At 69.8% G+C, this 24,758-nt stretch carries 26 protein-coding genes; 6 read left to right on the forward strand and 20 right to left on the reverse strand.

All coding sequences use genetic code 11. The features are described 5' to 3' along the window. Positions 1-50: 50 nt before the first annotated feature. Together KYX17_RS16910 and KYX17_RS16915 are read left to right on the forward strand one after the other, a co-directional pair. Entirely contained in the window at positions 51-521 is a 471-nt protein-coding gene (locus KYX17_RS16910; protein WP_243228078.1) for an NUDIX domain-containing protein, read from the forward strand. Then, positions 521-1,126: a cyclodeaminase/cyclohydrolase family protein gene (locus KYX17_RS16915; RefSeq protein ID WP_243228079.1), complete on the forward strand. Its 606-nt coding sequence runs from the start codon at positions 521-523 to the stop codon at positions 1,124-1,126. The genes KYX17_RS16910 and KYX17_RS16915 overlap by 1 nt, the downstream gene beginning before the upstream one ends. Before the next feature lie 131 nt (positions 1,127-1,257). On the opposite strand, the gene KYX17_RS16920 is transcribed toward KYX17_RS16915, so the two are convergent. The 9 genes from KYX17_RS16920 to murC all read right to left on the reverse strand — a co-directional run bounded on the left by KYX17_RS16920 (position 1,258) and on the right by murC (position 8,877). Continuing rightward, a complete protein-coding gene (locus KYX17_RS16920; RefSeq protein WP_243228080.1) occupies positions 1,258-2,178 on the reverse strand; it encodes an RluA family pseudouridine synthase in 921 nt (306 codons plus the stop codon). Further along, complete coding sequence (gene lspA / locus KYX17_RS16925) at positions 2,178-2,840, reverse strand: signal peptidase II (RefSeq protein WP_243228081.1); 663 nt, start codon at positions 2,838-2,840, stop codon at positions 2,178-2,180. The genes KYX17_RS16920 and lspA overlap by 1 nt, the downstream gene beginning before the upstream one ends. Before the next feature lie 8 nt (positions 2,841-2,848). Continuing rightward, on the reverse strand, positions 2,849-3,454 hold the full coding sequence (locus tag KYX17_RS16930; RefSeq protein ID WP_243228082.1) for a DivIVA domain-containing protein: 606 nt from the start codon (positions 3,452-3,454) through the stop codon (positions 2,849-2,851). A 93-nt stretch (positions 3,455-3,547) separates the two neighbouring features. Then, complete coding sequence (locus tag KYX17_RS16935) at positions 3,548-3,847, reverse strand: YggT family protein (protein ID WP_243228083.1); 300 nt, start codon at positions 3,845-3,847, stop codon at positions 3,548-3,550. Positions 3,848-3,853: 6 nt separating this feature from the next. Beyond that, positions 3,854-4,324, reverse strand: a complete 471-nt coding sequence (locus tag KYX17_RS16940) for a cell division protein SepF (RefSeq protein WP_137416736.1) — start codon at positions 4,322-4,324, stop codon at positions 3,854-3,856. Positions 4,325-4,355: 31 nt separating this feature from the next. Further along, entirely contained in the window at positions 4,356-5,045 is a 690-nt protein-coding gene (locus tag KYX17_RS16945; RefSeq protein ID WP_243228084.1) for a YggS family pyridoxal phosphate-dependent enzyme, read from the reverse strand. Between the two features lie 65 nt (positions 5,046-5,110). Beyond that, positions 5,111-6,280, reverse strand: a complete 1,170-nt coding sequence (ftsZ, locus tag KYX17_RS16950; RefSeq protein ID WP_243228085.1) for a cell division protein FtsZ — start codon at positions 6,278-6,280, stop codon at positions 5,111-5,113. A 183-nt stretch (positions 6,281-6,463) separates the two neighbouring features. After that, a complete protein-coding gene (locus tag KYX17_RS16955; RefSeq protein WP_243228086.1) occupies positions 6,464-7,468 on the reverse strand; it encodes an FtsQ-type POTRA domain-containing protein in 1,005 nt (334 codons plus the stop codon). A 2-nt stretch (positions 7,469-7,470) separates the two neighbouring features. Then, positions 7,471-8,877 carry a UDP-N-acetylmuramate--L-alanine ligase gene (murC, locus tag KYX17_RS16960; RefSeq protein WP_243228087.1) on the reverse strand — a complete coding sequence of 469 codons (1,407 nt, stop codon included), beginning with the start codon at positions 8,875-8,877 and terminating at the stop codon, positions 7,471-7,473. A gap of 104 nt (positions 8,878-8,981) precedes the next feature. Here murC and KYX17_RS16965 point away from each other — a divergent pair, with 104 nt between their 5' ends. Then, complete coding sequence (locus KYX17_RS16965; protein WP_243228088.1) at positions 8,982-9,347, forward strand: GntR family transcriptional regulator; 366 nt, start codon at positions 8,982-8,984, stop codon at positions 9,345-9,347. Between the two features lie 6 nt (positions 9,348-9,353). Here the strand turns inward: KYX17_RS16965 and KYX17_RS16970 are convergent, their stop codons facing one another. The 10 genes from KYX17_RS16970 to KYX17_RS17015 form a co-directional block, all read right to left on the reverse strand. Beyond that, complete coding sequence (locus tag KYX17_RS16970; RefSeq protein ID WP_243228089.1) at positions 9,354-10,424, reverse strand: glycosyltransferase; 1,071 nt, start codon at positions 10,422-10,424, stop codon at positions 9,354-9,356. Continuing rightward, entirely contained in the window at positions 10,421-11,665 is a 1,245-nt protein-coding gene (gene ftsW, locus KYX17_RS16975; RefSeq protein WP_243228090.1) for a putative lipid II flippase FtsW, read from the reverse strand. The genes KYX17_RS16970 and ftsW overlap by 4 nt, the downstream gene beginning before the upstream one ends. Beyond that, positions 11,616-13,175 carry a UDP-N-acetylmuramoyl-L-alanine--D-glutamate ligase gene (gene murD / locus KYX17_RS16980; RefSeq protein ID WP_243228091.1) on the reverse strand — a complete coding sequence of 520 codons (1,560 nt, stop codon included), beginning with the start codon at positions 13,173-13,175 and terminating at the stop codon, positions 11,616-11,618. Before murD ends, ftsW begins: the two co-directional genes overlap by 50 nt. After that, the gene (mraY, locus tag KYX17_RS16985) at positions 13,157-14,266 is read right to left on the reverse strand and encodes a phospho-N-acetylmuramoyl-pentapeptide-transferase (RefSeq protein ID WP_243228092.1); all 1,110 of its coding nucleotides are present in this window, start codon (positions 14,264-14,266) and stop codon (positions 13,157-13,159) included. Before mraY ends, murD begins: the two co-directional genes overlap by 19 nt. Further along, on the reverse strand, positions 14,263-15,675 hold the full coding sequence (gene murF / locus KYX17_RS16990; RefSeq protein ID WP_243228093.1) for a UDP-N-acetylmuramoyl-tripeptide--D-alanyl-D-alanine ligase: 1,413 nt from the start codon (positions 15,673-15,675) through the stop codon (positions 14,263-14,265). Before murF ends, mraY begins: the two co-directional genes overlap by 4 nt. Positions 15,676-15,692: 17 nt before the next feature. Continuing rightward, positions 15,693-17,474 (reverse strand): penicillin-binding protein 2, encoded by a 1,782-nt coding sequence (locus KYX17_RS16995; protein WP_243228094.1) that lies wholly within the window; start codon positions 17,472-17,474, stop codon positions 15,693-15,695. 4 nt (positions 17,475-17,478) lie between these two features. After that, positions 17,479-18,087: a hypothetical protein gene (locus tag KYX17_RS17000; RefSeq protein ID WP_243228095.1), complete on the reverse strand. Its 609-nt coding sequence runs from the start codon at positions 18,085-18,087 to the stop codon at positions 17,479-17,481. Next, positions 18,084-19,073 (reverse strand): 16S rRNA (cytosine(1402)-N(4))-methyltransferase RsmH, encoded by a 990-nt coding sequence (rsmH, locus tag KYX17_RS17005; RefSeq protein WP_374208964.1) that lies wholly within the window; start codon positions 19,071-19,073, stop codon positions 18,084-18,086. Before rsmH ends, KYX17_RS17000 begins: the two co-directional genes overlap by 4 nt. Before the next feature lie 65 nt (positions 19,074-19,138). Next, on the reverse strand, positions 19,139-19,570 hold the full coding sequence (gene mraZ, locus KYX17_RS17010; RefSeq protein ID WP_234073091.1) for a division/cell wall cluster transcriptional repressor MraZ: 432 nt from the start codon (positions 19,568-19,570) through the stop codon (positions 19,139-19,141). A 165-nt stretch (positions 19,571-19,735) separates the two neighbouring features. After that, positions 19,736-20,101, reverse strand: a complete 366-nt coding sequence (locus tag KYX17_RS17015) for a DUF3040 domain-containing protein (protein ID WP_243228096.1) — start codon at positions 20,099-20,101, stop codon at positions 19,736-19,738. Between the two features lie 65 nt (positions 20,102-20,166). On the opposite strand from KYX17_RS17015, the gene KYX17_RS17020 reads away from it, so the two are divergent. Further along, on the forward strand, positions 20,167-21,255 hold the full coding sequence (locus KYX17_RS17020) for a polyprenyl synthetase family protein (RefSeq protein WP_243228097.1): 1,089 nt from the start codon (positions 20,167-20,169) through the stop codon (positions 21,253-21,255). Positions 21,256-21,267: 12 nt separating this feature from the next. Here KYX17_RS17020 and KYX17_RS17025 read toward each other — a convergent pair whose 3' ends face one another. Next, positions 21,268-21,612 (reverse strand): Rv2175c family DNA-binding protein, encoded by a 345-nt coding sequence (locus KYX17_RS17025; RefSeq protein ID WP_243228098.1) that lies wholly within the window; start codon positions 21,610-21,612, stop codon positions 21,268-21,270. Positions 21,613-21,764: 152 nt separating this feature from the next. Here KYX17_RS17025 and KYX17_RS17030 point away from each other — a divergent pair, with 152 nt between their 5' ends. Then, complete coding sequence (locus KYX17_RS17030) at positions 21,765-22,712, forward strand: LysM peptidoglycan-binding domain-containing protein (protein WP_243228099.1); 948 nt, start codon at positions 21,765-21,767, stop codon at positions 22,710-22,712. Between the two features lie 68 nt (positions 22,713-22,780). Beyond that, the gene (pknB, locus tag KYX17_RS17035) at positions 22,781-24,736 is read left to right on the forward strand and encodes a Stk1 family PASTA domain-containing Ser/Thr kinase (protein ID WP_243228100.1); all 1,956 of its coding nucleotides are present in this window, start codon (positions 22,781-22,783) and stop codon (positions 24,734-24,736) included. Positions 24,737-24,758 lie beyond the last annotated feature (22 nt).

Raw genomic sequence — 24,758 nt, forward strand, 5'->3', positions numbered from 1 at the left:
GGCCCTCCGACATCGGACGCCCGATCGGCCCCGTCGACTAGCGTTGCGGCATGGCCACCCCCGAGTTCATCCTCGAACTACGCCGCATGGTCGGCACGCATCCGCTCACCCTCACCGGCGTCACGGCGGTGATCGTGCACGAGGGACGCATCCTGCTGGGACGGCGCAGCGACAACGGCGCGCTCACCCCCATCACGGGCATCGTCGACCCGCACGAGGAGCCCGCCGACGCCGCGCGCCGGGAGGCCGAAGAGGAGGCGGGAGTCCGCATCCGCGTGGACCGCCTGGCCTGGGTGCACCAGATCCCGCGCGTGGTCTACGCGAACGGCGACCAGACCGACTACCTCGACCTCACCTTCCGGTGCGCGTGGCTCGAGGGTGAGCCCTACCCCGCCGACGGCGAGATGACCGAAGTGGGCTGGTATCCGCTCGACGACCTGTCGCGTCTGGATGACGAGATGCGCGCGCGCGTCGCCGCTGCTCTCGAGGACGGTCCGACACGCTTCGCCGGCGGCCGTTGATGGCGACCGCCGCATTGACCGGGCGCACGCTCGGCGCCTTCCTCGAGGGCCTGCGCCGCCCGACCGGCAATCCCGGCGGCGGCGCCGCGGGCGGGGTCGTGGCGGCGGTCGGCGCGGCACTGGGGACGATGGTGTGCGCCTACACGCCCGACGAACCCCGCGCGCGCGAACGCGCGCTCGCCCTCGACCTGTTGGGCGATCGGCTCATGGCGGCGGCCGCGGCGGATGCCGAAGCCTCGGAGATGCTGGGCGCCGCGCTTGCGCTGCCCGATTCTCCGGACCGCTCACCGGCGGTGTTCGCCGCCGCGACGGACGCCTGCGCCGCATCCGCAGCTCTCGGCGACCTGTCCCTCGCGCTGGCGCGGGAGCTTCGGGAGGTGGCGGATGTGGGCAACCGTCACCTGATGTCGGATCTGGCGGTCGCTGCCGACATCACGGCCGCGGGCTTGGGCGCGGCCGCGACGAACCTCCGAGGCGGGCTCACGTTGGCCTCCGCGCACGGCGACGCCACCGCACTCGAGGCCGCGTACCGTGCGCTGGTCGGCGCGCTGCTGACGTCCCGCGTCGAGACCCGCGCGCTGGCCGACCGCCTCGGCGAACCCTGATCTCCTCTCCCTCGCTCTCTCCCCCGCTCCCTCCCCGCGAGACTGCATTTCCCGCACGAGATCACGGGTAAATACCGTGATCTCGTGAACGGGATGCAGTCTCGCGGGCAAGAAGGCGGGGAAAGCGCGGATCAGTCGCGACGGAGGATCGCGAGGGCAGCGGCGAGGTCCGGCGCGTACTCGGACGTGAAGGTGACCCATTCGCCGGTCAGCGGATGCGTGAACGAGAGCTCTCGAGCGTGGAGCCACTGTCGCGTGAGGCCCAGGCGGGCGGACATCGTCGGGTCGGCACCGTAGAGCGGGTCGCCGACGCACGGATGCCGGTGCGCGGCCATGTGCACCCGGATCTGGTGGGTGCGGCCCGTCTCGAGGTGCACCTCGAGCAAGGACGCGCCGGGGAACGCCTCCAGCGTCTCGTAGTGCGTCACCGAATCCTTGCCCTCGGGGCGCACCGCGAACTTCCACGAGTGCGACGGATGCCGCCCAATCGGCGCATCGATCGTGCCGGCGAGGGGGTCGGGATGCCCCTGCACGACGGTGTGATAGATCTTCTCGACCTCGCGCTCCTTGAACGCGCGCTTGAGCGCGGTGTAGGCGCTCTCGGTCTTCGCGACGACCATCAGCCCGCTGGTGCCCACATCCAGCCGATGAACGACCCCCTGTCGCTCGGCGGCACCGGTGGTCGCGATCCGATAGCCGCCGGCGGCGAGGGCGCCGAGCACGGTGGGGCCGTCCCACCCGAGCGAGGGATGCGCCGCCACACCGGAAGGCTTGTCGACCACCACGATGTCGTCGTCGTCGTGGACGATGCCGAGATCCGGCACCTCCACTGGAACGACCTCGGGCTCGCGCTTGGGCTCCCAGCTCACCGAAAGCCAGCCGCCGGCACGCAGGCGGTCCGAGCGCCCGACGACCCGGCCGTCGAGTTCCACGCCGTCGGCGTCGGCGATCTCCGCGGCGAACGTCCGCGAGAAACCGAGCATCTTGGCGAGGGCGGCGTCGACACGGACGCCGTCGAGCCCGTCGGGGACGGGCAGACTGCGCGACTCCATCAGCTCTCGCGGCGACCGTCGTCGACCGCCGGCGGAGCGCCCGCGTCGGGGTCTGCCGTGGGGAAGAGCGGATCGCGCAACTCGCCGGTGCCCGCGGGAGTGGCGTCGCCGGCCGCGGCCGCATCGTCTGTCGGTGCGGAGGCGCTCGAACGACGCTCGCGCGTGCCGTCGAAGCGAAGGCCGACGAGCACGAGCAGCGCGACGGAGATCATCATCGTCACGATGAAGATGTCCGCGACGTTGTAGATCGCGGGCATCATCCAGGGCGTGGAGATGTAGTCAATCACGTGGCCGACCGCGAAACCAGGCTCACGGAACAACCGGTCGGTGAGGTTACCCAGGACGCCGCCGAGCAGCAGCCCCAGCACGACCGCCCAGAGCCGCGAACGGATGCGGCGAGCGATGACCACGATGGCCACGGCCACGGCCGCCATCGCGATGGTGAAGATCCAGGTCACGCCCTCGCCGAGCGAGAACGCCGCCCCCGGATTCCTCACGAGGTAGAAGATCAGAAAGTCCCCGATGATCGGCACGGGCTGCTCGGGAGGCAGCTCGGCGATCGCAAGGAGCTTCGCAAACTGGTCGGCGGCCAGCACCAGCACCGCGAGAGACGCGATGATGATGCCGGCCGCCGCCTGACGCAGGGGTCGTCGGTCCGACAAGGCCTTACTCAGAGACCGATGGCCGAGACCGGCGTGTTGGACGAGCCGCTGGGCGAGGTCTCGAGGTCGCGGAGCTTGCCCTCGATGAAGCTGCGCAGCTCGGCGCGGTAATCGCGCTCGAACTGGCGGAGCTCGGTGATGCGGGCCTCGAGCGCCTTGCGCTCCTTCTCCTGGCGAGCGATCTCGTCGCGACCCTTGGCCTCGGCCTCGGCGACGATCGTCGCGGCCTGGGCCTGAGCGTCGGCGATGAGCTGGTCGCGCTGGGCCTTGCCCTCCGCGACGTGCTCGTCGTGCAGGCGCTGCGCCAGCTCGATGATGCCGGCGGTGGCTGCGGCGCCCTCGGCGGGAGCCGGAGCCGCAGCGGGGACCGGAGCCGGAGCGGGCGTCTCGGCGACGGGCTCCTCGGCGACGGGCTCGGCGGCAGCGGGAGCCGAGGATGCGCCCGACTCGAGCGCCGCGACCTTCGCCTTCAGCTCGTCGTTCTCGGCAATGGTCTTGCGCCATTCGACGACGATCTCGTCGAGGAAGTCGTCGACCTCGTCCGGGTCGAAGCCCTCCTTGAACCGGACGTGCTGGAACTGCTTGGTGACGACGTCATCCGGAGTCAATGCCATGATGATTCCTCTTTCGGGGCGTGGCGGCGTGCCGATTTCAGGGGGATGATGCCCGCGGACGGGCCGCTCCAGCCAAGCATAGTCGGCCGTGAATCACCTTGCGAGGGAACCGGTGACCGACAGCAGGATGAAACAGAGCAGCATCGTCAGCGTGAAAGCGAAGTCGATCGCGATCGGGCCGACGCGCAGCGGGGGGATGAAACGACGGAACAGCTTGATGGGCGGATCCGTGACCGTGTAGACGAGCTCAGCGGCCACGAGACCCGCACCACGCGGGCGCCATTCGCGATTGAAGATGGGGATGTAATCCAGCACCAACCGCGCGAACAGCACCAGCAGATAGATCAGAAGCAGGATGTTCGCGATCGAGGCGACGAGGCGGACGACCTCCACGACGCGTTACTGCTGTGCAGCGAACGGCGTCGCTTCGGGGTCGGCCTGTGCGACGGCACCGTCGCCCGAGACGGCGACGTTCTCCGGCGAGAGCAGGAAGACCTTGCTCGTCACGCGCTCGATGCGACCGTAGAGCCCCAGCGAGAGTCCGCTCGCGAAGTCGATGAGACGGCGCGCGTCGGCGTCACTCATCTGTGACAGGTTGATGATGACCGGCACGCCCTCGCGGAAGTTCTCGGCGATGATCTGTGCATCGCGGTACTGCTTGGGGTGCACCGTGAGGATCTCGGTCACCGCACCGACGGACGGCTGACGGACGACCGCGGGGCGGTGGATGGGGGTCACGGGCGCGGCTTTCTCGACGACCTGCTCGGGCTTGCTGCGGCGCTCGCGCACCGGAGCAGGCTGCTCCTCGTAGACCTCTTCCTCGTCAGCGAGGCCCAGGTAGACCATGGTCTTCTTCAGCGGGTTCGACATCGCATCCTCCGTTTGCTCGTCCTCTTCGAGGCTAACCGTGTAGCGGGCGCGGACCCGTGATTGCCGACCCGATCCGCAGGTGTGTCGCGCCTGCGGCGATCGCTTCGACGAAATCGCCGGTCATCCCGGCGGAGATCCAGCTCGCCGCGGGCTCGATCCGGCGCACGCGCGCGGCATACTCGGCCACGCGGGCGAAGGCCGCGGCGGGATCCTCATCCAGAGGGGCCACCGCCATCACGCCGCGCAGGCGCAGTGTGTCGCAGCCGAGCACGTGCTCGACCAACGCCTCGAGGCGTTCCGGGGCGACCCCTCCGCGTCCGGGGTCGTCGGTGAGGTTGATCTGCACGAGCACGTCGAGCGCCGCGTCACCCTCGCCTGCTGCGCGTTGCAGCGCGTCGGCGAGTCGCGCACGATCCACGGTGTGCACCGCGGATGCGGCGTCACGGATGGCGCGCGCCTTGTTCGTCTGGGCCTGACCGATGAAATGCCAGACGAGGTCCGCGAGCTCGGACGTCTCTTCACGCTTGGTCGTCAGCTCCTGCTGACGGTTCTCGCCCACCTCGCGCACACCGAGCGCGTGCAGCTCACGCACGAGCGACGCGGGATGGAACTTGGTCACCACGATCCGGGTGATGTCGTTCGCGTCCCGGCCCGCGGCCTTCGCCGCCTCCGCGATGCGCGCGTCGATCGATGCCAGACGGGATGCGAGGGTGTCGCCCACTCGTCCTCCAGGAGAATCGGCACGGGCGGGTCGCGGATGTCCGCGACCCGCCCGTTGCGCGTGGCTTACTTCAGGAAGTCGGGGATGTCGAGGTCGTCGTCGCCGAAGGCGGAGTCGTACGAGGACGACTCCGAGACGCCTGCGGTGACCGGCACCACCGGCGGCTCCTCAGCGGCGGGCACCGGGGTGGAAGCTGCTTCTTCCACGGCGACGGCGGGGGCGGCCGGGGTCGTGAGCGGGTTGACCGCGGGGCGCGTCGCCGTCACGGGCTCAAGCCGCGGGCTGGGCTCGCCGCCGTCGAATCCTGCGGCGATGACCGTCACGCGCACCTCGTCGCCGAGCGTGTCGTCGATGACCGTGCCGAAGATGATGTTCGCCTCCGGATGCGCGGCCTCCTTGACCAGCTGCGCCGCATCGTTGATCTCGAAGATGCCGAGGTTGGAACCACCCTGGATGGACAGCAGCACACCGTGCGCACCCTCGATCGAGGCTTCCAGCAGCGGCGACTCCACGGCCAGTTCGGCTGCCTTAATGGCGCGGTCCGCACCACGGGACGAGCCGATGCCCATGAGGGCGGAACCCGCTCCCTGCATGACGGACTTCACGTCCGCGAAGTCGAGGTTGATCAGACCCGGGGTCGTGATGAGGTCCGTGATGCCCTGCACACCGGCGAGCAGCACCTGATCCGCCGTGGCGAAGGCCTCGATCATCGAGATGCCGCGGTCGCTGATCTCCAGGAGACGGTCGTTGGGGACGACGATGAGGGTGTCGACCTCTTCCTTCAGCTTCGCCACGCCGGCCTCGGCCTGGCTCTGGCGGCGGCGCCCCTCGAAGGAGAACGGCTTGGTGACGACACCGATGGTCAGCGCGCCGATCGACTTCGCGATGCGTGCGACCACGGGTGCGCCGCCCGTGCCGGTTCCGCCGCCTTCACCGGCGGTCACGAAGACCATGTCGGCACCGGCCAGCGCCTCCTCGATCTCCTCGGCGTGATCCTCGGCGGCACGTCGGCCGACCTCGGGATCCGCTCCCGCTCCGAGACCGCGCGTGAGCTCGCGGCCGACGTCGAGCTTGACGTCCGCGTCGCTCATCAGCAGCGCCTGGGCGTCGGTGTTCACCGCGATGAACTCCACTCCGCGCAGACCCAGCTCGATCATCCGATTGACGGCGTTGACTCCACCGCCACCCACCCCGACGACCTTGATGACCGCGAGGTAGTTCTGGTTCTGGCTCATCCCAGCCCTTTCGTCTCGTTGAACCGACGTCCCTACCGAAGCGTTGAACCTTAAACCTCACGTAAAGGGTTAAAGTATTGCCCGGTATGCAATTCCTGAATCGAAGGTATGCGCCGCACGCCGTGCTGCGCGCAGGCGCGCGGGCGTGTCGCCCAAGTGCTGCGGGATTCGTCGCCGGAGGCGTCAGCGGATGACGGGGACCTCAGGCGAGGAGACGTCGTAGACGGCGACGCCGTCCGGTGGACGGGTCGCCGTGAGCTTCTGCAGCACGAGCGCTTTGAGCGCGGATTCGTCCGCGCTCCCCCACACCACGCGCGTGTTCGTGCCGCCGAGGGTCAGCGTCACATCGTCGGCGGTCTTCGCCTCGACCTGCGTGACCTGAGCACGGAGGTCGGCGGGCAGCGCGCGCATCGTCTTGCCGATCGCGGCGAAGGCGACCCCGTCCTCACCGCCCGCGGCGTCGATGAGCGGGTAGCCCGCCGGCGGAGTCGGCGAGGTCGACAGCGCGACGCCGGCCGCATCCACGAGGGTGTAACCGGCCGCGCCGGAGATCACGCCGATGGGCGTGCGCTCCACGATCCGCACGACGAGCTCGTGCGGCGGACGCGCTTCGAGCGTGTAGCTCTCCACGAGCGGGAAAGCCACCAGCGCCGCCTTGATCGAGGACGCGTCGATCGCGGCGAGCGGGGTTCCGCGCTCGCCGTCGAGGGCGGCCTCGACGTCGGCGGCGGACAGCTGGGAGGTGCCCACGATGCTGATCTTCTCCACGGCGAACAGCGGACTGTACGCCGCGCCGACCGTCGCGATCGTGACGAGCACGAGGGATGCGGCCGCGCTCAGCCAGATGATGCGCCGGCGACGCTGGCGGACCGTGAAGCGCCTGACCTCGGCGCGCAGGGCCTTGCGCCGGGAGCGGGCGGCGCGCCAGACGTCGCGCCAGCCGACGGGCGCGGTGTCGCTGTCGACGCGTTCGGCATCCGTGCGCTCGGCGTCCTGCGCCGAGTCGGGCTTCGACCTCCCGGGACCGGCGCCGGGCAGGAACAGCGGCGCGATGGGGGCCGTTTCCTGAAGATCCTCGTCCGCGACAGGCTGCGACGCTTCGTCGCGCCGCGGCTCCACCGGGCGCGCGCGCAGCGGCGTGTCGGCGGGTCTCCCGCCCTGCGGCGGCAACGGCGAGGGTCGACGCATCCTCAGTCCTCGGGCGTCGGCGAGGCGGAGAGCGCGCTGAGCACCTGCGGGATGATCTGGTACACATTGCCGCAGCCGAGCGTGATGACGAAGTCGCCCTCACGAGCGATCTCGGCGGTGTAGTCGGCCGCCTCCTGCCAGTCGGCGACGTAGTGGACGCGGGCGGCATCGACGAATGCGTCGCTGACGAGCTCCCCGGTCACGCCGGGGATCGGATCCTCCCTCGCGCCGTACACGTCCAGCACGACCGTGTGGTCGGCGAGCTCCTCGAGCACGCGGGCGAACTCGCCGGACATCAGCTGCGTGCGCGAATACGTGTGCGGCTGGTGGACGGCGATCAGCCGGCCCGAGCCCACGACGGTGCGCGCGGCGCTCAGCGCGGCCTGCACCTCGGTCGGATGATGCGCGTAGTCGTCGTAGACGCTCACGCCGCGCTCGACGCCGTGCAGCTCGAACCGGCGGACGGTGCCCGAGAACCCCGCGACGGCGCGCACCGCATCGGCGAAGGCATGGCCCAGCGCGAGAAGGACGGCGATCGCGCCGGCCGCGTTGATGGCGTTGTGCGCCCCGGGGACGGAGAGCGACACGCGCTCTGACCGCCCCTCGACGCTGACGGTGAACGAAACCGTCGCGGCGGCGTCGATGTCCGTGACACGCACGTCCGCGTCCTCGTTCGCGCCGAAGGTCAGCACCCTCTCGTGCCGGATGCGGGCGCGCACGTCGCGGGCGCCGGGGTCGTCCGCCGAGATCACGACAGCTTCAGAGGCGTCGTCGGCGAAGCGGACGAAACCGTCGAAGAAGGCCTCGCGACTGCCCCAGTGATCGAGGTGGTCGGGATCGACGTTCGTGATGAGCGCGACAGAGGTGTCGTACAGCAGGAACGTGCCGTCGGACTCATCCGCCTCGATGACGAAGAGCTCGTCGGCGCCCGTGCCGCTGGAGGTGCCCAGCTGCGCGATGACACCGCCGTTGACGTAGTTCGGGTCGGCGCCGAGGGCCTGCAGCGCGGTGACGATCATCCCGGTGGAGGTCGTCTTGCCGTGTGCTCCGGCGACGGCGACGAGCGGGCGGGACCCGATGAGCCAGTGAAGCGCCTGCGAACGGTGGATGACGCTCAGCCCACGTTCCTTGGCCGTCACGAACTCGGGGTTCTCCGGCCAGATGGCTCCGGTGTGCACCACGGTGTCCGCATCCCCGAGGTGTGCAGCGTCGTGACCGACATGGACGTCGGCACCCGCAGCGGCGAGCTCGCGCAGGGCGCGGGAGTCGGAGCGGTCCGAACCGGACACGCGGATGCCGCGCTCGAGGAACATCTTCGCGAGTCCGGACATCCCGGATCCGCCGATGCCGATGAAATGGGCCGCCGTGATGTCGGCGGGCAGGGGAAGGCTCAGGTCGGGTCTGATCATGACCGTCAAAGTCTACGTTCGCCCCGTGTGAGCACGGCTCCGGCGCGCGCTGACGGCCCCGCTCCACATTGACGACGCTCTGCGCCGACGCTACGAAGGGGAGCATGCTCTCGCTGAACGTGGACCAGACTCTGCCCGAACCGCCCTACGCGCAGCTGCGTTCGCAGGTCGTCTCCGCGATCTCCGACGGCTCACTCGCGCCCGGCGCGAAGCTGCCCACCGTGCGGGCGCTCGCGGACGGACTGGGCCTCGCACCCGGCACGGTCGCTCGCGCGTACAAGGAGCTCGAAGCGGACGGCGTGATCGAGACACGAGGTCGCGCGGGCACGTTCGTGTCGTTCGCGGAGGACCCGCTGCGCAGCCAGGCCCAGCGCGCCGCGGTGGCGTACACCGCGACGGTTCGTTCGCTCGGAATCGACGACGACGAAGCGGTCCGACTCGTGACCGATGCGCTGCGCGCGATGCGCTGAACCGGCTCAGCCCCGCGCGCGGTCGATGAGCGCGATGACGTTCTCCGTTCCGCGGCGCGTGCCGACGGTGCCCGATGCCTCCCGCATCCGTGCGATGCGAGAGCGGTCCGCGATCAGCGGCAGGATCTCGGAGCGCACCCGGTCGGCGTCCAGTTCTGCGTCCGGGATGACGACCGCCGCTCCCGCGGCGACGGCGGATGCGGCGTTCAGGCTCTGCTCGCCGTTGCCGACCGCATACGGAACATAGACGGCGGGAATGCCGAGCGCGCTGATCTCGCTGACCGTCGCCGCTCCCGAGCGGGAGACGATCGCATCGGCGACCGCGAAGGCGTAGTCCATCCGGTCGATGTATCGACGCACGACATAGCCGCGCACGGCGGGGTCGGCGAGCTCGGACCGCTCCCCGGTGATGTGCAGCAGCTGCCAGCCGGCCGCGAGGACGTCTTCGTACGCGGCGCCGAACGCGTCGTTGAGTCGCTGCGCACCGAGCGAGCCACCGAAGACGAGGAGCGTGGGGCGAGCCGGGTCGAGGCCGAAGGACGCTGCCGCTTGTGGCCGCAGAGCCGCGGGATCGAGTGACACGATCTCTCGGCGCAGCGGCATCCCGACGACCTCGGAGCGGCGCAGCGGCGTCCCCTCGAAGGCCACTCCCACGGCGGCGGCGCGACGCGCGCCGAGCACGTTCGCCAGCCCCGGCTTCGCGTTCGCCTCGTGCACGACGACGGGAACCCCGGCACGGCGGGCGGCGACGTACGCGGGAGCCGCGGCGTACCCGCCGAATCCCACCACGACATCGACCCCGCGCTCGCGGATGTAGCCGCGCACCTGCGCCACGGCACGCCGCCACCGGGCGGGAAAGCGCAACGCTGCGCCGTTCGGCCGACGCGGGAAGGGCACTTTGTCGACGATGAGCAGCTCGTAGCCGCGGGCGGGGACCAGCCGCGATTCCAGCCCTTCGCGGGTACCGAGCACGAGGATCTCCGCGTCCGGCTCGCGCTCGCGCAGCCCGTCGGCGACCGCGAGCAGGGGGTTCACATGACCGGCGGTGCCACCGCCGGCGAGAAGATACGTCGTCACCGGGCGATTCTGCCACGCGGCGACGGGGATGCCGCTGAGCGCGCCTTGTGCGGGATGGTGCGCGCGAACGAGAGCAGCACACCGCAGGCTATGAGCACCGACATGAGCGAGGTCCCGCCCTGCGACAGGAACGGTAAGGGGACGCCGAAGACGGGCAGCAGCCGCAGCACGACACCGATGTTGAGCAACGCCTGGCCGATGATCCAGACGGTGATCGCCCCGGCGGCGATCCGCACGAACGGATCGTCGGTCTTGCGCACGATGTGGAAGGCCCCGACCGCGAAGATCGCGAAGAGCATGAGCACGACGATGCAGCCGATCAGTCCGAGCTCCTCTCCGACGATCGCGAAGATGTAGTCGTTGGCCGCAGCGGGCAGCCAGCTGTACTTCTCCTTCGAGTTACCGAGGCCCACGCCGAACACGCCGCCGCCGGCGAGGCCCCAGATGCCGTGCAGCGGCTGGTAGCAGTCGCCGTAGTAGTCGGCGAGGCAGTCGTTGGAGAGGAAGCTCATGTACCGGCGCATGCGGTCGGGGCTCGAGATCGCGAAGTACGCGACGCCGCCCGCGAAGAGCAGGAGCGGCAGGAGGAAGACCCGCAGCTTCACACCGGAGAAGAACAGACCCGCGAGCATGATGAGCACGAGGATGATCGCGGTGCCGAGGTCGTGCCCGGCCATGACCGTTCCGATCACGGCGATGCCCACCGGAACGGCGGGGATGAAGACGTGGCGCCAGTCGGCGAGCAGCGTTCGCTTGCGATAGAGGATGTATCCCAGCCAGATCGCGAGGGTGACCTTCAGGAACTCCGACGGCTGCGCCTGGAGGCCTGCGATGCGGATCCAGTTTTGGTTGCCGTCGTTCGTGATGCCCAACGGCGTGAACACGAGCAGCTGGAAGACGGTCGCCCCGATGAGAGCAGGCCAGGCCATGCGCTTCCAGAACCGCAGGGGCATGCGGGAGGCCAGGAACATGAGCGGAATGCCGATCACCGCGAACACACCCTGCTTGATGACGGCGTCGTAGGGACCGCCGCCCGCGTCCTCGCTCGTCGCCGAGGTGGCGGAGAGCACCATCACGAGCCCGAAGCCGGTGAGGATCAGCGCCGTCGACGCGATGAGCAGGAACTCGCTGGGCACGGGAGCGAAGACGCGTCCGAGAGAGACGCGCGCGGCCAGTCCCCGCTTCGCGGGCTCAGGCTCCTGCGGGAGGGGCCTGGTCCTCGTCGTGTCGACCACCCGCATCCCTTTCGATCCTCGTGCGCACGGCGTCCGCGAAGCGTGTCCCGCGGTCCGCGTAAGACGTGAACTGATCGAAGGATGCGGCGGCGGGGGCGAGCAGAACCACATCCCCGTCGTGCGCGATCTTCATCGCCAGCTCGACGACCTGCGCCATGACGTCTTCAGTCTCGGTGTCAGCGACCTCGAAGACGGGAACCGCGGGCGCGTGTCGCGCGAACGCCGCCAGCACCTCGGTGCGATCGGCGCCGATGACGACGGCAGCCTTCGTCCGGATGCCGCGTGTCGCGACGAGATCCGAGACGTCCACGCCCTTCAGTTGACCGCCGACGATCCAGATGGCGCCGGGGTAGGCGGCGAGCGAGGAGGCGGCGGCGTGCGGATTCGTGGCCTTGGAGTCGTCCACCCAGGTCACCCCCGCCGCTGTGGCGACGATCTCGATGCGATGCGGGTCGAGTCGGAACTGGGCGAGCGCTTCGCGGATGGCGGCGGGCTCCGCGCCCACCGACCGGGCCAACGCCGCGGCCGCGAGGACGTTGGCGACCATGTGGGGAGCCGCGAGCTGCTGCCGGGCGAGCTCCTCGAGCGTCGTGAGCTCCAGGGCGCTGTTGCGACGGTCGTCGAGGAAGGCCCTGTCGACGAGGATGCCCTCCACGACGCCGAGGTCGCTGGGCCCCGGCATCCCGAGGTCGAAGCCGATGGCGCGCGCGCCGTCCACGACGTCGGCCTCCTCGACCATCAGGCGCGTGGCGTCGTCGGCCTTGTTGTAGACGCAGGCCATCCGCGTGTGGGCGTAGACGACGGCTTTCGCATCGCGGTACGCAGCGAAGGAGCCGTGCCACTGCAGGTGGTCGTCGGCGAGGTTGAGGCACACGCTGGCCCAGGGAGACACGGGTTCCGGCCCTGTCTGCAGCGACAGATACCAGAGCTGGTGGCTGGACACCTCCACGACGAGTACGTCGAACCCGGCGGGATCGCGCACCGCATCCAGCACCGGGACCCCGATGTTGCCGACGGGGGCGACGCGGTAGCCCGCGGTCTGCAGCATCGTGGCGGTCAGGCGCGTGGTCGTCGTCTTGCCGTTGGTGCCGGTGACGAGGATCCACTCGTGCGGGGAACCGTCCGGCCGTGGCACCTTGTCGCGCACGCGCCACGCCAGCTCGAGGTCGCCCCAGAGCGGGACGCCCTCTGCGCGAGTCCAGGAGATCACCGGGTGGTGCGGGGGGAAGCCAGGCGAGGCGACGACGAGGTCGGGGCGATGGGCGATCAGCGCCTCGGGGACGGTGTCCAGCGGCCCGGTCCACAGCTGCGCGCCGATGACCGGCAGCAACCGGGCGTACTCCTCGTCGGCGCTCTCGCTGACCACGAGCACATCGGCGCCCAGTTCGGCCAGGGTGTCGGCGACAGAGAACCCGGTCATCGACAGGCCGAGCACGACGACGCGAAGGCCCTTCCAGTCGGCGTGCCAGCTGTTCAGGGCGTCCAGGCGAGCATCCGTCACGATCGCACGAGCCATTCCACGTAGAAGAGACCGACGCCGGTGAGCGCGAGAAGGCCGGCGATGATCCACATCCGCACCACGATCGTGATCTCGGGCCAGCCGCGCATCTCGAGATGATGGTGCAGCGGGCTCATGAGAAACAGCCGCTTGCCGCGCGTGAGCTTGAAGTAGAAGCGCTGCAGGATGACCGAGCCCGACGCGATGACGTAGACGCCGGCGATGACGGCGAGCAGGATCTCGGTGCGGGTCAGGATCGCGAGAGCGACGATCACACCGCCGATCGACATCGAGCCCACGTCACCCATGAACACCCGCGCCTTGGGGGCGTTCCACCAGAGAAAGCCCACGAGTGCACCGATGAAGGATGCGGCGATGATCGCGAGGTCGAACGGATCGCGCGTCTGGTAACAGGCGTCCTGCAGCCCTCGGCTGATCGCGTCGAGGTCGCACGGCTGCTTGAACTGCCAGAAGGAGATCAGGGCGAGGGCGCTCGTGACGAAGATGCCGGAGCCGGCGGCGAGCCCGTCGAGACCGTCGGCCACATTGACCGAGTTCGAGGCGGCGACGCCGAGGAACGCGATCCACGCCAGGTAGAGCACCCATCCGACGACGGCGCCCAGCGCCATGAAGGAGAGCACGGGGATGTCGCGGAAGAGTGACACGAAGGGGCTCGCCGGCGTCTGTCCGTCGGCGTTCGGCAGGCTCAGTCCGACGATGCCGAACGGAACCACGACGAGGATCTGACCGATGATCTTGCGCCATCCCGACAGCCCGAGGCTGTTCTGGCGACGCACCTTCATGAAGTCGTCGATGAACCCGACGACGCCGAAGCCGACCATCATCCAGATGACGAGCAGGCCCGAGATCGTGGGCGGGTTGCCACCCGCATAGGTGCCGATGAAGTAGCCGACGAGGCTGCCCACGATGAAGATCGTGCCGCCCATCGTGACCGTGCCGCGCTTGGCGCCATGGCTCGGGTTGTGCTCGTTCTCCGGCGTGCGGATCACCTGACCCCATCCCCACGCGCGGAACAGTCGCAGGAAGACGGGGGTCAGGAACAGGGTGAAGGCGAGCGAGATCGCGGCGGCTGTCAGGAGGGATCTCACGAGAACGATTCTCCCAGACGGTCGCCGAGGAAGCGGAGCCCGGCGGAGTTGGACGACTTCACGAGCACGCGGTCGCCGTCGCGGAGCTCGCCCATGAGGTAGGCGTACGCCGCGTCCGCGTCGTCGAAGAACACGGCCTCGTCGTTCCAGGAGCCCTCGGCGACCGCGGCGAGGTACATGCGCCGTGCGGCCTGTCCGATGATGACGATCCGCGGGATGCGCAGGCGGACGGCGAGCTCTCCGATGCGGTCGTGCTCCTCCCCCGCGTACTCGCCAAGCTCGCTCATCGCGCCGAGGACGGCGACCATGCGCTCGTCCGGTGCGGTGATCTGCGCCAGCGTCCGCAGTGCCGCGACCATCGAGTCGGGGCTCGCGTTGTACGCGTCGTTGATGATGCGCACGCGATCGGAGCCCAGCGGCTGCATACGCCAGCGTTCGGCGAGCTCGACCGACTCCAGGCGGGTCACGACGTCGTCGATCACCACCCCCAGAGCGGTCGCGGCGGCGGCCGCAGCGAGGGCGTTCATGACGTGGTGGGCGCCGAGGACGCGCAGCGCGACGGGGCGGCTCTCGCCGTCGATCGTGAGCACGAAGCGAGTGCCGGATGCGGTGACCTCGACCTCGCTGCCGCGCACGGCGGCATCCTCGCCGAGGCCGAACCAGCGCACGCCGACGGACTGTTCGGCTGCGATGGGGGCCATGGCGCGCACGCGTGCGTCATCGACGTTGAGCACGGCGAGTCCGCCCGGGCGCAGCGCCCGCACGAGCTCGCTCTTGGCGTGGAAGGTCGCCTCGATGCCGCCGAAGCCGCCGGCGTGGGCCATGCCGACCATCAGCACGACGCCCATGTCGGGTTCGACCAGGCCCGCCAGGTGCGCGATGGCCCCGGGGGCGCTGGCCCCGAACTCGCTCACCAGGAAGCGCGTGTCGTGGGTGACGCGCAGCATCGTCAGTGGAGCGCCGACCTCGTTATTGAACGACGCGCGGGGGGCGACCGTCTCGCCCTCGGCCTCCAGGATGCGGGCCAGCAGGTTCTTGGTGGTCGTCTTGCCGTTGGAGCCGGTGATCCCCACGATCTGCAACCGGCCGCCGGCGCGCACCTCGGCGACGACGGCGCGTGCGAGGTCGGCGAGGGCCGCGACCGCGTCGGGCACGACGATCTGGGACACTCCCACCTCGACCGGGCGTTCGACGATCGCGAGGGCGGCGCCGAGAGCGACCGCCGCGTCGACGAACAGATGCCCGTCGGTGGTCTCGCCGGGCTTGGCGACGAAGATGCCGCCGGGGCGCATCTGACGCGAATCGGTGTCGACGTCGCCGGAGACCACGGTGTCGGCGTCGTCAGAGCCGGCGGGAAGCAGGGTGCCGCCGAGGATCTCGGCGATGCGGGAGAGTGTGAGTGCGATCATGTCTGGGAGGGCGCCGCTCAGCCGATCTTCGGCAGCAGCTCGGGCTGCGAGTCCGACGGCAGGACCCGGTAGGTCTTCAGGACCTGGGTCATCGCCTTCTGGAAGGCCGCAGCGTTGGCCGCAGACGAGCGTACCGCAGTGGGCTGATCGAGGGTGACCGCGACGATGTACTGCGGGTCGTCCACCGGCGCCATGCCGATCATGGTGGTGAAGTAGACACCGCTCTTGTAGCCGGAGCCGTCGGAGATCTCGCCCGTTCCGGTCTTCAGCCCCACCCGGTAGCCGCTGATCGCCGTGGTCTTGGCGTTGCCGCCCTGCACGGCGACGTTCTCGAGCAGCTCGCGCACTTGGCTGGCCGTGCTCGCGCTGACGACCTGCGTACTCGCGCCCGCATCCGTCTCCTGGACCGTTCCGTCGGCCTTCGTGCACGATTCGACGAGCGAGAGCGGCACCTTCGTGCCGTCGTTGGCGATCGCCTGGTAGGCGCCCATCAGCTGCGGCAGCGTGGTGGCGACACCCTGACCGAACGAGGTGTTGTAGAAGGTCTGGTTGTCCCACTGGTCGACGGGACGCAGGGTCCCCTTCGCCTCGCCGGGGAAGTCCACGCCGCTGATCTGGCCGATGCCGAACTTCTGCAGATAGTCGTAGCGCGTCTGCGCCGGGACCTTCTCGGCGAACTTCGAGATGCCGACGTTCGAGGAGTCGATGAGCACGCCCGCGAGCGTGTAGTTCAATGCCCCGTGGGGGATCGCGTCCTGGACGCGGGCGCCGTTGGGGAAGGTCTCGCGCCCAGAAGCGGTCACTGTCGAGGTCGGCGTCGCCGCACCCGCGTCGATCACCGTCGCCGCCGACAGCGCCTTGAAGGTCGAGCCGGGCTCGAACGTGCCGCGGAAGATCCGGCTGGAGCGATCCTCCGGCGCGGTCGCCGAGACGTTGTTCGGGTCGACGGTGGGCCACTCCGCGGCGGCCCGGATCTTGCCGGTCTTGGCCTCCACCACCATGATCTGTCCGTGCTGCGCGCCCTGGTTGGTCGCCTGCTCCGCGATCAGCTGCTGCAGGTAGTACTGCAGGTCGCGGTCGATCGTCAGGGTCAGTGTGCCGCCGTCGACAGCGGGCGTCACCTGCTCGGTGCCGGGGATGATCACGCCGTCCTTGCCGCGCTGGAAGACGCGCTCGCCCTCGGTCGGTGCGAGGCACGAGTTCTGAGCGGCCTCGAGTCCCTCCAGCGGCTCCCCGTCGGAGCCCACGAATCCGACCAGGTTGCCGGCGACGGCCCCATCGGGGTACGTCCGGGCGGGATGCGGTCGCATCGTCAGGTACGGGATGCGCAGATCCAGCAGCTGCTGGTACTTCTCGGTCGAGAGCCCGTTCTTGAGCGACGCGTACTGCGACTTCGGGTTGACCGCGAGAGCGTCCGCGACGATCTTCTGCACGTCCTCGGAGCTCTGGCCGGTGATCTGGGCGATCTCGCCCGCGACGGTCGGCCAGTCGACCTCGATCTCGTTGCCCGAGGCATCCGTGCGCTCGATCGGTCCCACATTGCTGGGATCCAGCTCGGCGTCGTAGGTGAGGATGCTTCCCGCGAGGACGTTGCCGTTCTCGTCGACGATCGATCCGCGCGTGCCGTACAGGGTGGTCTTGCCGCCCATGGCGATCCGCAGCGAGTCGTCGATGTGCTCTCCGGCGTTCACGACCTGGATGTCCACCAGGCGCACCACGAAGGCGACGAGGACGGCCAGCACCACGGCCAGGGCGATGACGGTGCGGCGACGGGGGGTTCGCGTGCTTCTCGTCGTCATGGTCTCAGTGTGTGGCAGGGGTGGGCAGTCCGTCGGTCAGCGCGGGGGGTGTCGTCGGATCGGTCCCCGTGCCCGTCTCGGTCTCGGGCGCAGGCGGTGCCTGCACGCCGTTGATGGTGGCGTCGGGTGCGGTGACGAGGGGGGTCTCGGTGATGAGCGCGTTCGACACGGCGCCGCGCCCCAGCGGGTCGATCGTCGACGTGTAGACGGATGCCTGCTGCGCACCGAGGACCGCACCGTCGCTGAGGCGGAGATAGCTCGGCGACTCGTTGATGACCATGCCCAGTGCCGCGGCGTTCGCGGCGAGGTACTGGGGCGAGCTGAGGCCGGCGACCTGGTCGTAGAGGATCTGCTTCTGCACCGTCAGATCACGCTGCTGCTGCGTCAGGCTCGCGAGTTCGAACGAGCTCTGCGTCGACAGGACCGACAGCACCATCTGCGCACCCGCGATCGCCAGCGCCCCCGCGACGGCGATGATGCCGTACACCAGGCGGGGACGACGACGGCGGGCCGGGGATTCGACGGGGCGGAGAGTGCGCTCCGCCCGACGCCCGACCTCGGATCCGCGCTCGAGCGGCTCGATGGCCCAGGCCGTGCTCGTGGTGGTGCTCATACGATCTCCCGGACTCGTTCGGCGGCACGAAGTCGTACCGGGGTGGCGCGCGGATTGGACTCGCGCTCGGCGTCGGAGGCGAGTTCGGCCCCCTTCACCAGCAGGCGGAACTGGGGCGCGTGCTCGGGGAGCTCGACGGGCAGGCCCGCGGGGGCGGTCGAGCTGCTCGCGCGGGCGAGCTCGCGCTTGACGAAGCGGTCTTCGAGCGACTGGTAGCTGAGCACGACGATGCGGCCGCCCACGGCGAGCAGCTCGAGGGCCGCGGGCAGCGCCTGCTCCAGAGCGGCCAGTTCCGCGTTGACCTCGATGCGCAGGGCTTGGAACACCCGCTTGGCCGGGTGACCCGCGTTGCGCAGTGCGGCGGGGGTGGCGGCGTCGAGGATCTCGACGAGACGACCCGAACGGACGATGGGCTCCGTCTGACGGGCGGCGATGATCGCGCGCGCGTAGCGCGCCGCCAGCTTCTCCTCGCCGTACCGCTCGAAGATCCGACGCAGATCCCCCTCGCCGTACGTGGCCAGCACGTCCGCCGCGGTCACACCGGCGGACTGGTCCATCCGCATGTCCAGCGGCGCGTCCTTGGCGTAGGCGAAGCCGCGCTCCGCCTCATCCAGCTGCAGCGAAGAGACACCCAGGTCGAACAGGATGCCGTCGATGCGGTCGACCCCCGCCGATGCGACAGCGGCGCGGATGCCGTCGTACACCGTGTGCACGAGGGTCGTGCGATCGCCGAATCGGGCCAGCCGCTCCCCCGCGATGCGCAGCGCGTCGGTGTCGCGATCGAGGCCGATCAGCCGGAGTCCGTCGAATCGTTCGAGGAAGGCTTCGCTGTGGCCTCCCATGCCGAGGGTCGCGTCGACGAAGACGGCGCCCTCGCGGTCGAGCGCGGGTGCCAGCAGTTCGACGCAGCGCTCGAGCAGGACCGGGGTGTGGATGTCGCGGAAGTCCATGATGCGGGGGCCGGGTCCCTCGATCCTGATCCCCATCCGCTCCGACCTGACACCGGGGAAGTGCGTCAGGGCTCGAGCGGCTGGGAATCAGGGTCGAGGGCTCAGAACAGGCCCGGGATCACCTCCTGCTCCATCTCGGAGTACGTCTCTTCATTGCTCTCGGCGTAGGAGTTCCACGCCTCGGCATCCCAGATCTCCGCGTGGGCACCGACACCGGTGACGACGAGCTCCCGCTCGAGGCCGGCGTACGTGCGCAGCGCCGGCGGGATCGTGATGCGGTTCTGACCGTCCGGCTTCTCGGCGCTCGCACCCGAGAGGAACATCCGCAAGAAGTCGCGCGCCTGCTTGTTGGTCAGCGGCGCCTCGCGGATGCGCTCGTGCACCTTCTCGAACTCTTCGGTCGCGAAGACGTAGAGGCAGCGGTCCTGCCCGCGGGTGATCACGACGCCGCCGCCGAGGTCGTCACGGAACTTGGCCGGGAGGATGACGCGCCCTTTGTCGTCGAGCTTGGGGGTGTGCGTGCCGAGCAGCATTCGCGCATCCCCCCTCCTTCGTCCGGCCCACGTGTGAGGTGATCACCACTTTACTCCACTTCCCTCCACTTCACTACACATTCGGGGGCAGATCTGGGCGGACGCTCCCCACACACGAAAAAAGCGCCGACCCCGAAGGGTCGGCGCTTGTGAGAAGCGGGAGGGTCAGCGGCCTTCTTGGCGGCGGTCCCATCGGTCGTTCATGCGGTCCATGAATCCGGCGGAGGGCCGGGATGCGGAGCCGCCGGCTCGAGGTGCGGCGCTGGAACGGGCGGTCTTGGAGGGGGTGAGCGCGAAGATCACGCCTCCGAGCATGACGATGAAGCCGATGACGCCCACCACGATCAGTTGCGTGGAGAGTCCGACGATCAGTCCGCCCAGCCCGACGAGCACGAGGATCGTGCCGTACACGATGTTGCGGTAGCTGAGCGCGCGGCCGCCCTGCGGCGCGCTGACGACGTCGGCGTCATTGCTCATGAGATGGCGTTCCATCTCGTCGAGCAGGCGCTGCTCTTGTTCGGAGAGAGGCATTCGTCCCCCTAGGGTCACGGCGATGCTTGGATTCTACGCGCCGCCTGTCGAACTAGGCTAGGCCCGTGTCGAGGACCACAGACGCGATCGAAGCGGTTTCCCAGCGACTGGATACGTTCTTCGGATCGCAGGAGCAGGCCGCGCGGGCGATGGGCCCGGACGCCCTCGCCTTCGTCGAAGACGTGCGCGACACCGTGACCGGCGGAAAGCGCCTGCGCGCGCGATTCTGTGTGACGGGTTGGCGCGCCGTCGCGGAGCGTGTCGACCCCGGCGCCACGCCGCCCGCAGCCGTCGTCGCGACCGCTGCGGCGTTGGAGATCTTCCAGGCCGCCGCCCTCGTGCACGACGACCTGATCGACAACTCGGACACCCGCCGCGGACGACCCTCCCTGCACCGCGCCCTCCAGGCCCAGCACGTCGCCCGCTCGTGGGCGGGCGACGCCGCCGCCTTCGGTCGTTCGGCCGCCCTCCTCGGCGGCGATCTGCTGGTGGCCTTCAGCGACGACCTCCTCGAGGAGGGGCTGGCGCTCACGGACCATGCGGCCGCCGCGCGTGCCGAGTATGCGCGGATGCGGCGCGACGTCACCATCGGGCAGTACCTCGACATCGCCGAGGAGTCCGCCTTCGCGGTAGCCGACGACGCGACGCACGCCGATCGCGCGCTGCGTGTGGCCTCGCTCAAGTCGGCGCGCTACAGCGTGGAACAACCGCTGCGCATCGGCGCTTCGCTGGCCGGCGCCGATCGGACGCAGCTCGACGCGTTGAGCGCGTTCGGACATCCGGTCGGAATGGCGTTCCAACTCCGCGACGACGTGCTCGGAGTCTTCGGCGACGCCGCCGAGACCGGGAAACCCTCGGGCGACGACCTGCGCGAGGGCAAGCGCACCGTGCTCATCGCCTACGCCCGCGACGCGCTCGGGGCGGGCGCGCGACGCACCCTCGACGAACTCTTGGGCGATCCCGATCTCGACGAGCAGCAGATCGCGGCGTTGCAGCGCACCATCATCGACAGCGGCGCCGTCGATCGCGTCGAGCAGCTCATCACCGCCTATGTGCGCGAAGCGGACCGAGCCCTGTCGGCCGCCCCCTTGGCGAACGCGACGGTCGGCGAACTGCGCGATCTCGCGCGAGCCGCCACCGAGCGCCGCTCCTGAGCGAGACTCGCCTCAGGCGAGGGCGCGCGCGACGCGTCGCACTTCGCTCTTGCGCCCCTGCAGCAGCGACGTGATCGGCGCCTGCCCGATCGACTCCTCGTACGCGAGGAGCCAGTCGATGGCCTCGTCGTCGGTCAGTCCCGCGTCCCGCAGCGCGAAGATCGTGCCGCGCAGCGACGACAACGGCGCACCGTCGACGAAGAAGACGCTCGGCACACGGAAGGAGCCTTCACGACGCGACCCGATCAGATAGCCCTCGTCGAGCAGACGCCGGACACGGCTCAGCGACTCGCCGGTCAGTTCGACCAGCTCGGGCAGTGCAAGCCATTCGGTGGGGACAGGGGTCTCAGAACTCACCCGTCCATGTTCTCATCCGCGCGCCGCACGCCGCGCGGCGCATGCGCCGAAAGATGGGAGAGATCTCATCTGTCACACCCGTCACTTCCGTTGACCTGGGTACACACGCGTGTCAGGGTGGCGGGACCCCGGATGTGAAAGAGAGGACGACCATGCTCGTGGACGTCTCCCCCCACCCGCGCGCCGTCATCGGCGCCTCCGCCCTCGTGAGCGCGGTCGCGCTCACCCTGATCGCCGCGCCCGCGCACGCGTCCACGACGGAGCAGTCGCGGCTGGGCGCGCCGCGCCCGGCCCAGACGCCGCCGGCGAGCACGCACACCGTCGCGGCCGGAGAGTCCGTCGCGGCGATCGCCGCGCGCTACGGACTCGCCACAGCCGACGTGCTCTCCTGGAACGGTCTGTCGTGGGAGAACTCGCTGATCCGACCCGGCCAGGTACTGACCCTCGTCGCGCCGACCGCACCCGCACCCGCTGCCGCACCGACGCCCGCTGTCGGAGCCTCTTACACGGTCGTCGCCGGCGACACGATCAGCGGGATCGCCGGGCGCCACGGGGTCACGGCGGGGGCGGTCCTCGCCGCCAATGGCCTCACCTGGGACTCGATCATCTACCCGGGCCAGACGATCACCGTGCCGGCCGTCGCCGCATCCGCGCCTGCACCGGCACCGGCCGCCGCGGCCGGGACCGGCCTGGAGCTGGACGCGGAGCAGTCCGAGAACGCGCGCACCATCATCCGCATCGGCCGCGAGCTGGGTGTTCCCGAGCGCGGGATCGCCATCGCGCTGGGCACCGCCATGCAGGAGTCGTGGCTGCGCAACCTCGACTGGGGCGACCGCGACTCGCAGGGCCTGTTCCAGCAGCGTCCCTCCACCGGGTGGGGCACGGTGGAGGAGGTGCGGGATGCGGAGCGCGCAGCCCGTGCGTTCTTCGGCGGCCCCGCCGACCCCAACGGCACCCACACCCGCGGCCTTCTGGACATCCCCGGCTGGGAGTCGATGACATACGCGGACGCCGCACAGGCGGTGCAGATCTCGGCGTATCCGGATCGTTACGCCCGGTGGGAGCAGCCTTCTCTCGCCTGGCTGGCCGCCCTCGGGTAGGGCACGACGGCGGGATCAGCGGTGAGCCGCTGCCGGAGCTCACAGCGACCGCTCCGTAGACTCTCACCGTGAGCACGAGCCAGCGCACCGACCCGCTGATCGGCCGTCTCGTCGACGGCCGGTACCGCGTGCGCTCGCGCATCGCCCGCGGCGGCATGGCCACGGTGTACGTCGCGACCGATCTGCGCCTGGAACGGCGCGTGGCCCTCAAGGTCATGCACGGGCACCTCAGCGACGACACGGTCTTCCAGAGTCGGTTCATCCAGGAGGCGCGGGCGGCCGCACGCCTCGCCGACCCGCACGTGGTCAATGTGTTCGATCAGGGTCAGGACAGCGACATGGCGTACCTCGTCATGGAGTACCTGCCGGGCATCACGCTGCGAGAGCTCATGAAGGAGCAGCGCCGCATCCCGGTTCCGCAGACCATCACCATCATGGATGCGGTGCTCTCGGGTCTGGCCGCGGCGCACCGCGCCGGCATCGTGCACCGCGACGTCAAGCCCGAGAACGTGCTTCTGGCCGAGGACGGCCGCATCAAGATCGGCGACTTCGGTCTCGCCCGCGCCACCACGGCGAACACGGCGAGCGGTCAGATGCTGCTCGGGACGATCGCGTATCTCGCGCCCGAGCTCGTCACCCGCGGCAGCGCCGACGCTCGCAGCGACATCTACGCGCTCGGCATCCTTCTCTACGAGATGCTCACCGGGGAGCAGCCGTACAAGGGCGAGCAGCCCATGCAGATCGCCTACCAGCACGCCACCGATTCGGTGCCCCGCCCGAGCGTCAAGAACCCGGCCGTGCCGGAGCAGCTCGACGAGCTGGTGCTGTGGGCGACGGAGCGCTCCCCCGACGCGCGACCTGTCGACGCGGATCAGATGCTGCAGCGCCTGCGCGAGATCGAGCGCGAGCTGGGCATCGCCCCCCAGGTCGCGCGCACGCTCGCGGTCGGCACGGCCGTGATCGATGACCGCCTGGACTCCGGCGAGTTGACCAAGGCGCTCCCGCTCGGCGGCACCGGTCCCACCATCGTCGCGGAGGACGTCGACAACGCCACACTGCTGCGCCAGCGCGCCCGCCGACGGTCGGCGAAGGGCGCCTGGCTGCTGACTCTCGTCGTGCTGCTGGCAGCACTCGCGGGCGGGATCGGCTGGTGGTTCGGCTCCGGACCGGGCTCGCTCGTGGCTGTCCCTGCGCTGGAGGGGCAGAGCTTCGAAGCCGCCCACGCAGAGATCGTCGACCGAGGTCTGCGCGTCGAACGCGCGGACGAGTACAGCTTCGACGTCGAAGCGGGAACGGTCATCCGCACCGAGCCCGGAAGCGGTGAACGCGTCGAGAAGGACTCGCTCGTGCGAGTGGTCATGTCGCAGGGCCCCCAGCCGCACGACGTCGGCGCGTTGGCAGGGATGACGTTGGATGCGGCGACCGCCGCGATGCAGCAGGTTCGCGTCACCGTCGGCGACCCGCAGTACGTGTTCACGGATGCGCCCGACGGCACGGTCGTCGCCGCGGCCGTCTCCCCCGCCGCCGGCGGCGACGCGATCGACTGCTCGAACGGCTGCACCCTGCACGAGGGCGACGGGGCGAGCTTCACCGTCTCGCGCGGCCCGGTCCCTGACGTCTCCGGGATGAACCAGAATGATGCCGAGAAGACCCTCAAGAGTGTCGGTCTCGACGTATCCTCCGAGCGCCCCACGCAGTACTCGGACAGCATCGACAAGGGGCGCGTGATCGCGATCGGCGACAATCCCAGCGGGGGGAACTGGCGGCCCGGAGAAACCGTGACGCTGATCGTGTCCGACGGCCCCGAGCCGGTCGAGATCCCGGCGAACATCGTGGGAATGAGCATCCGTGACGCGGTAAAGGCGCTGGAAGCACGCGGTTTCGAGGTCAACGCCGGTATCGAGGACGGCAATCTTCCGCTGGGCTTCAAGTACTGGGACGTCTACAAGGTGAAGGCGAGTAACCCGAAGGCCGGCACGACGGCCCCGAAGGGCAGCACCGTCACCCTCACACCGTCGCTCTGACCTCGACCGCAGCCCGAACACC

This window comes from Microbacterium sp. CIAB417 (assembly GCF_022788845.1).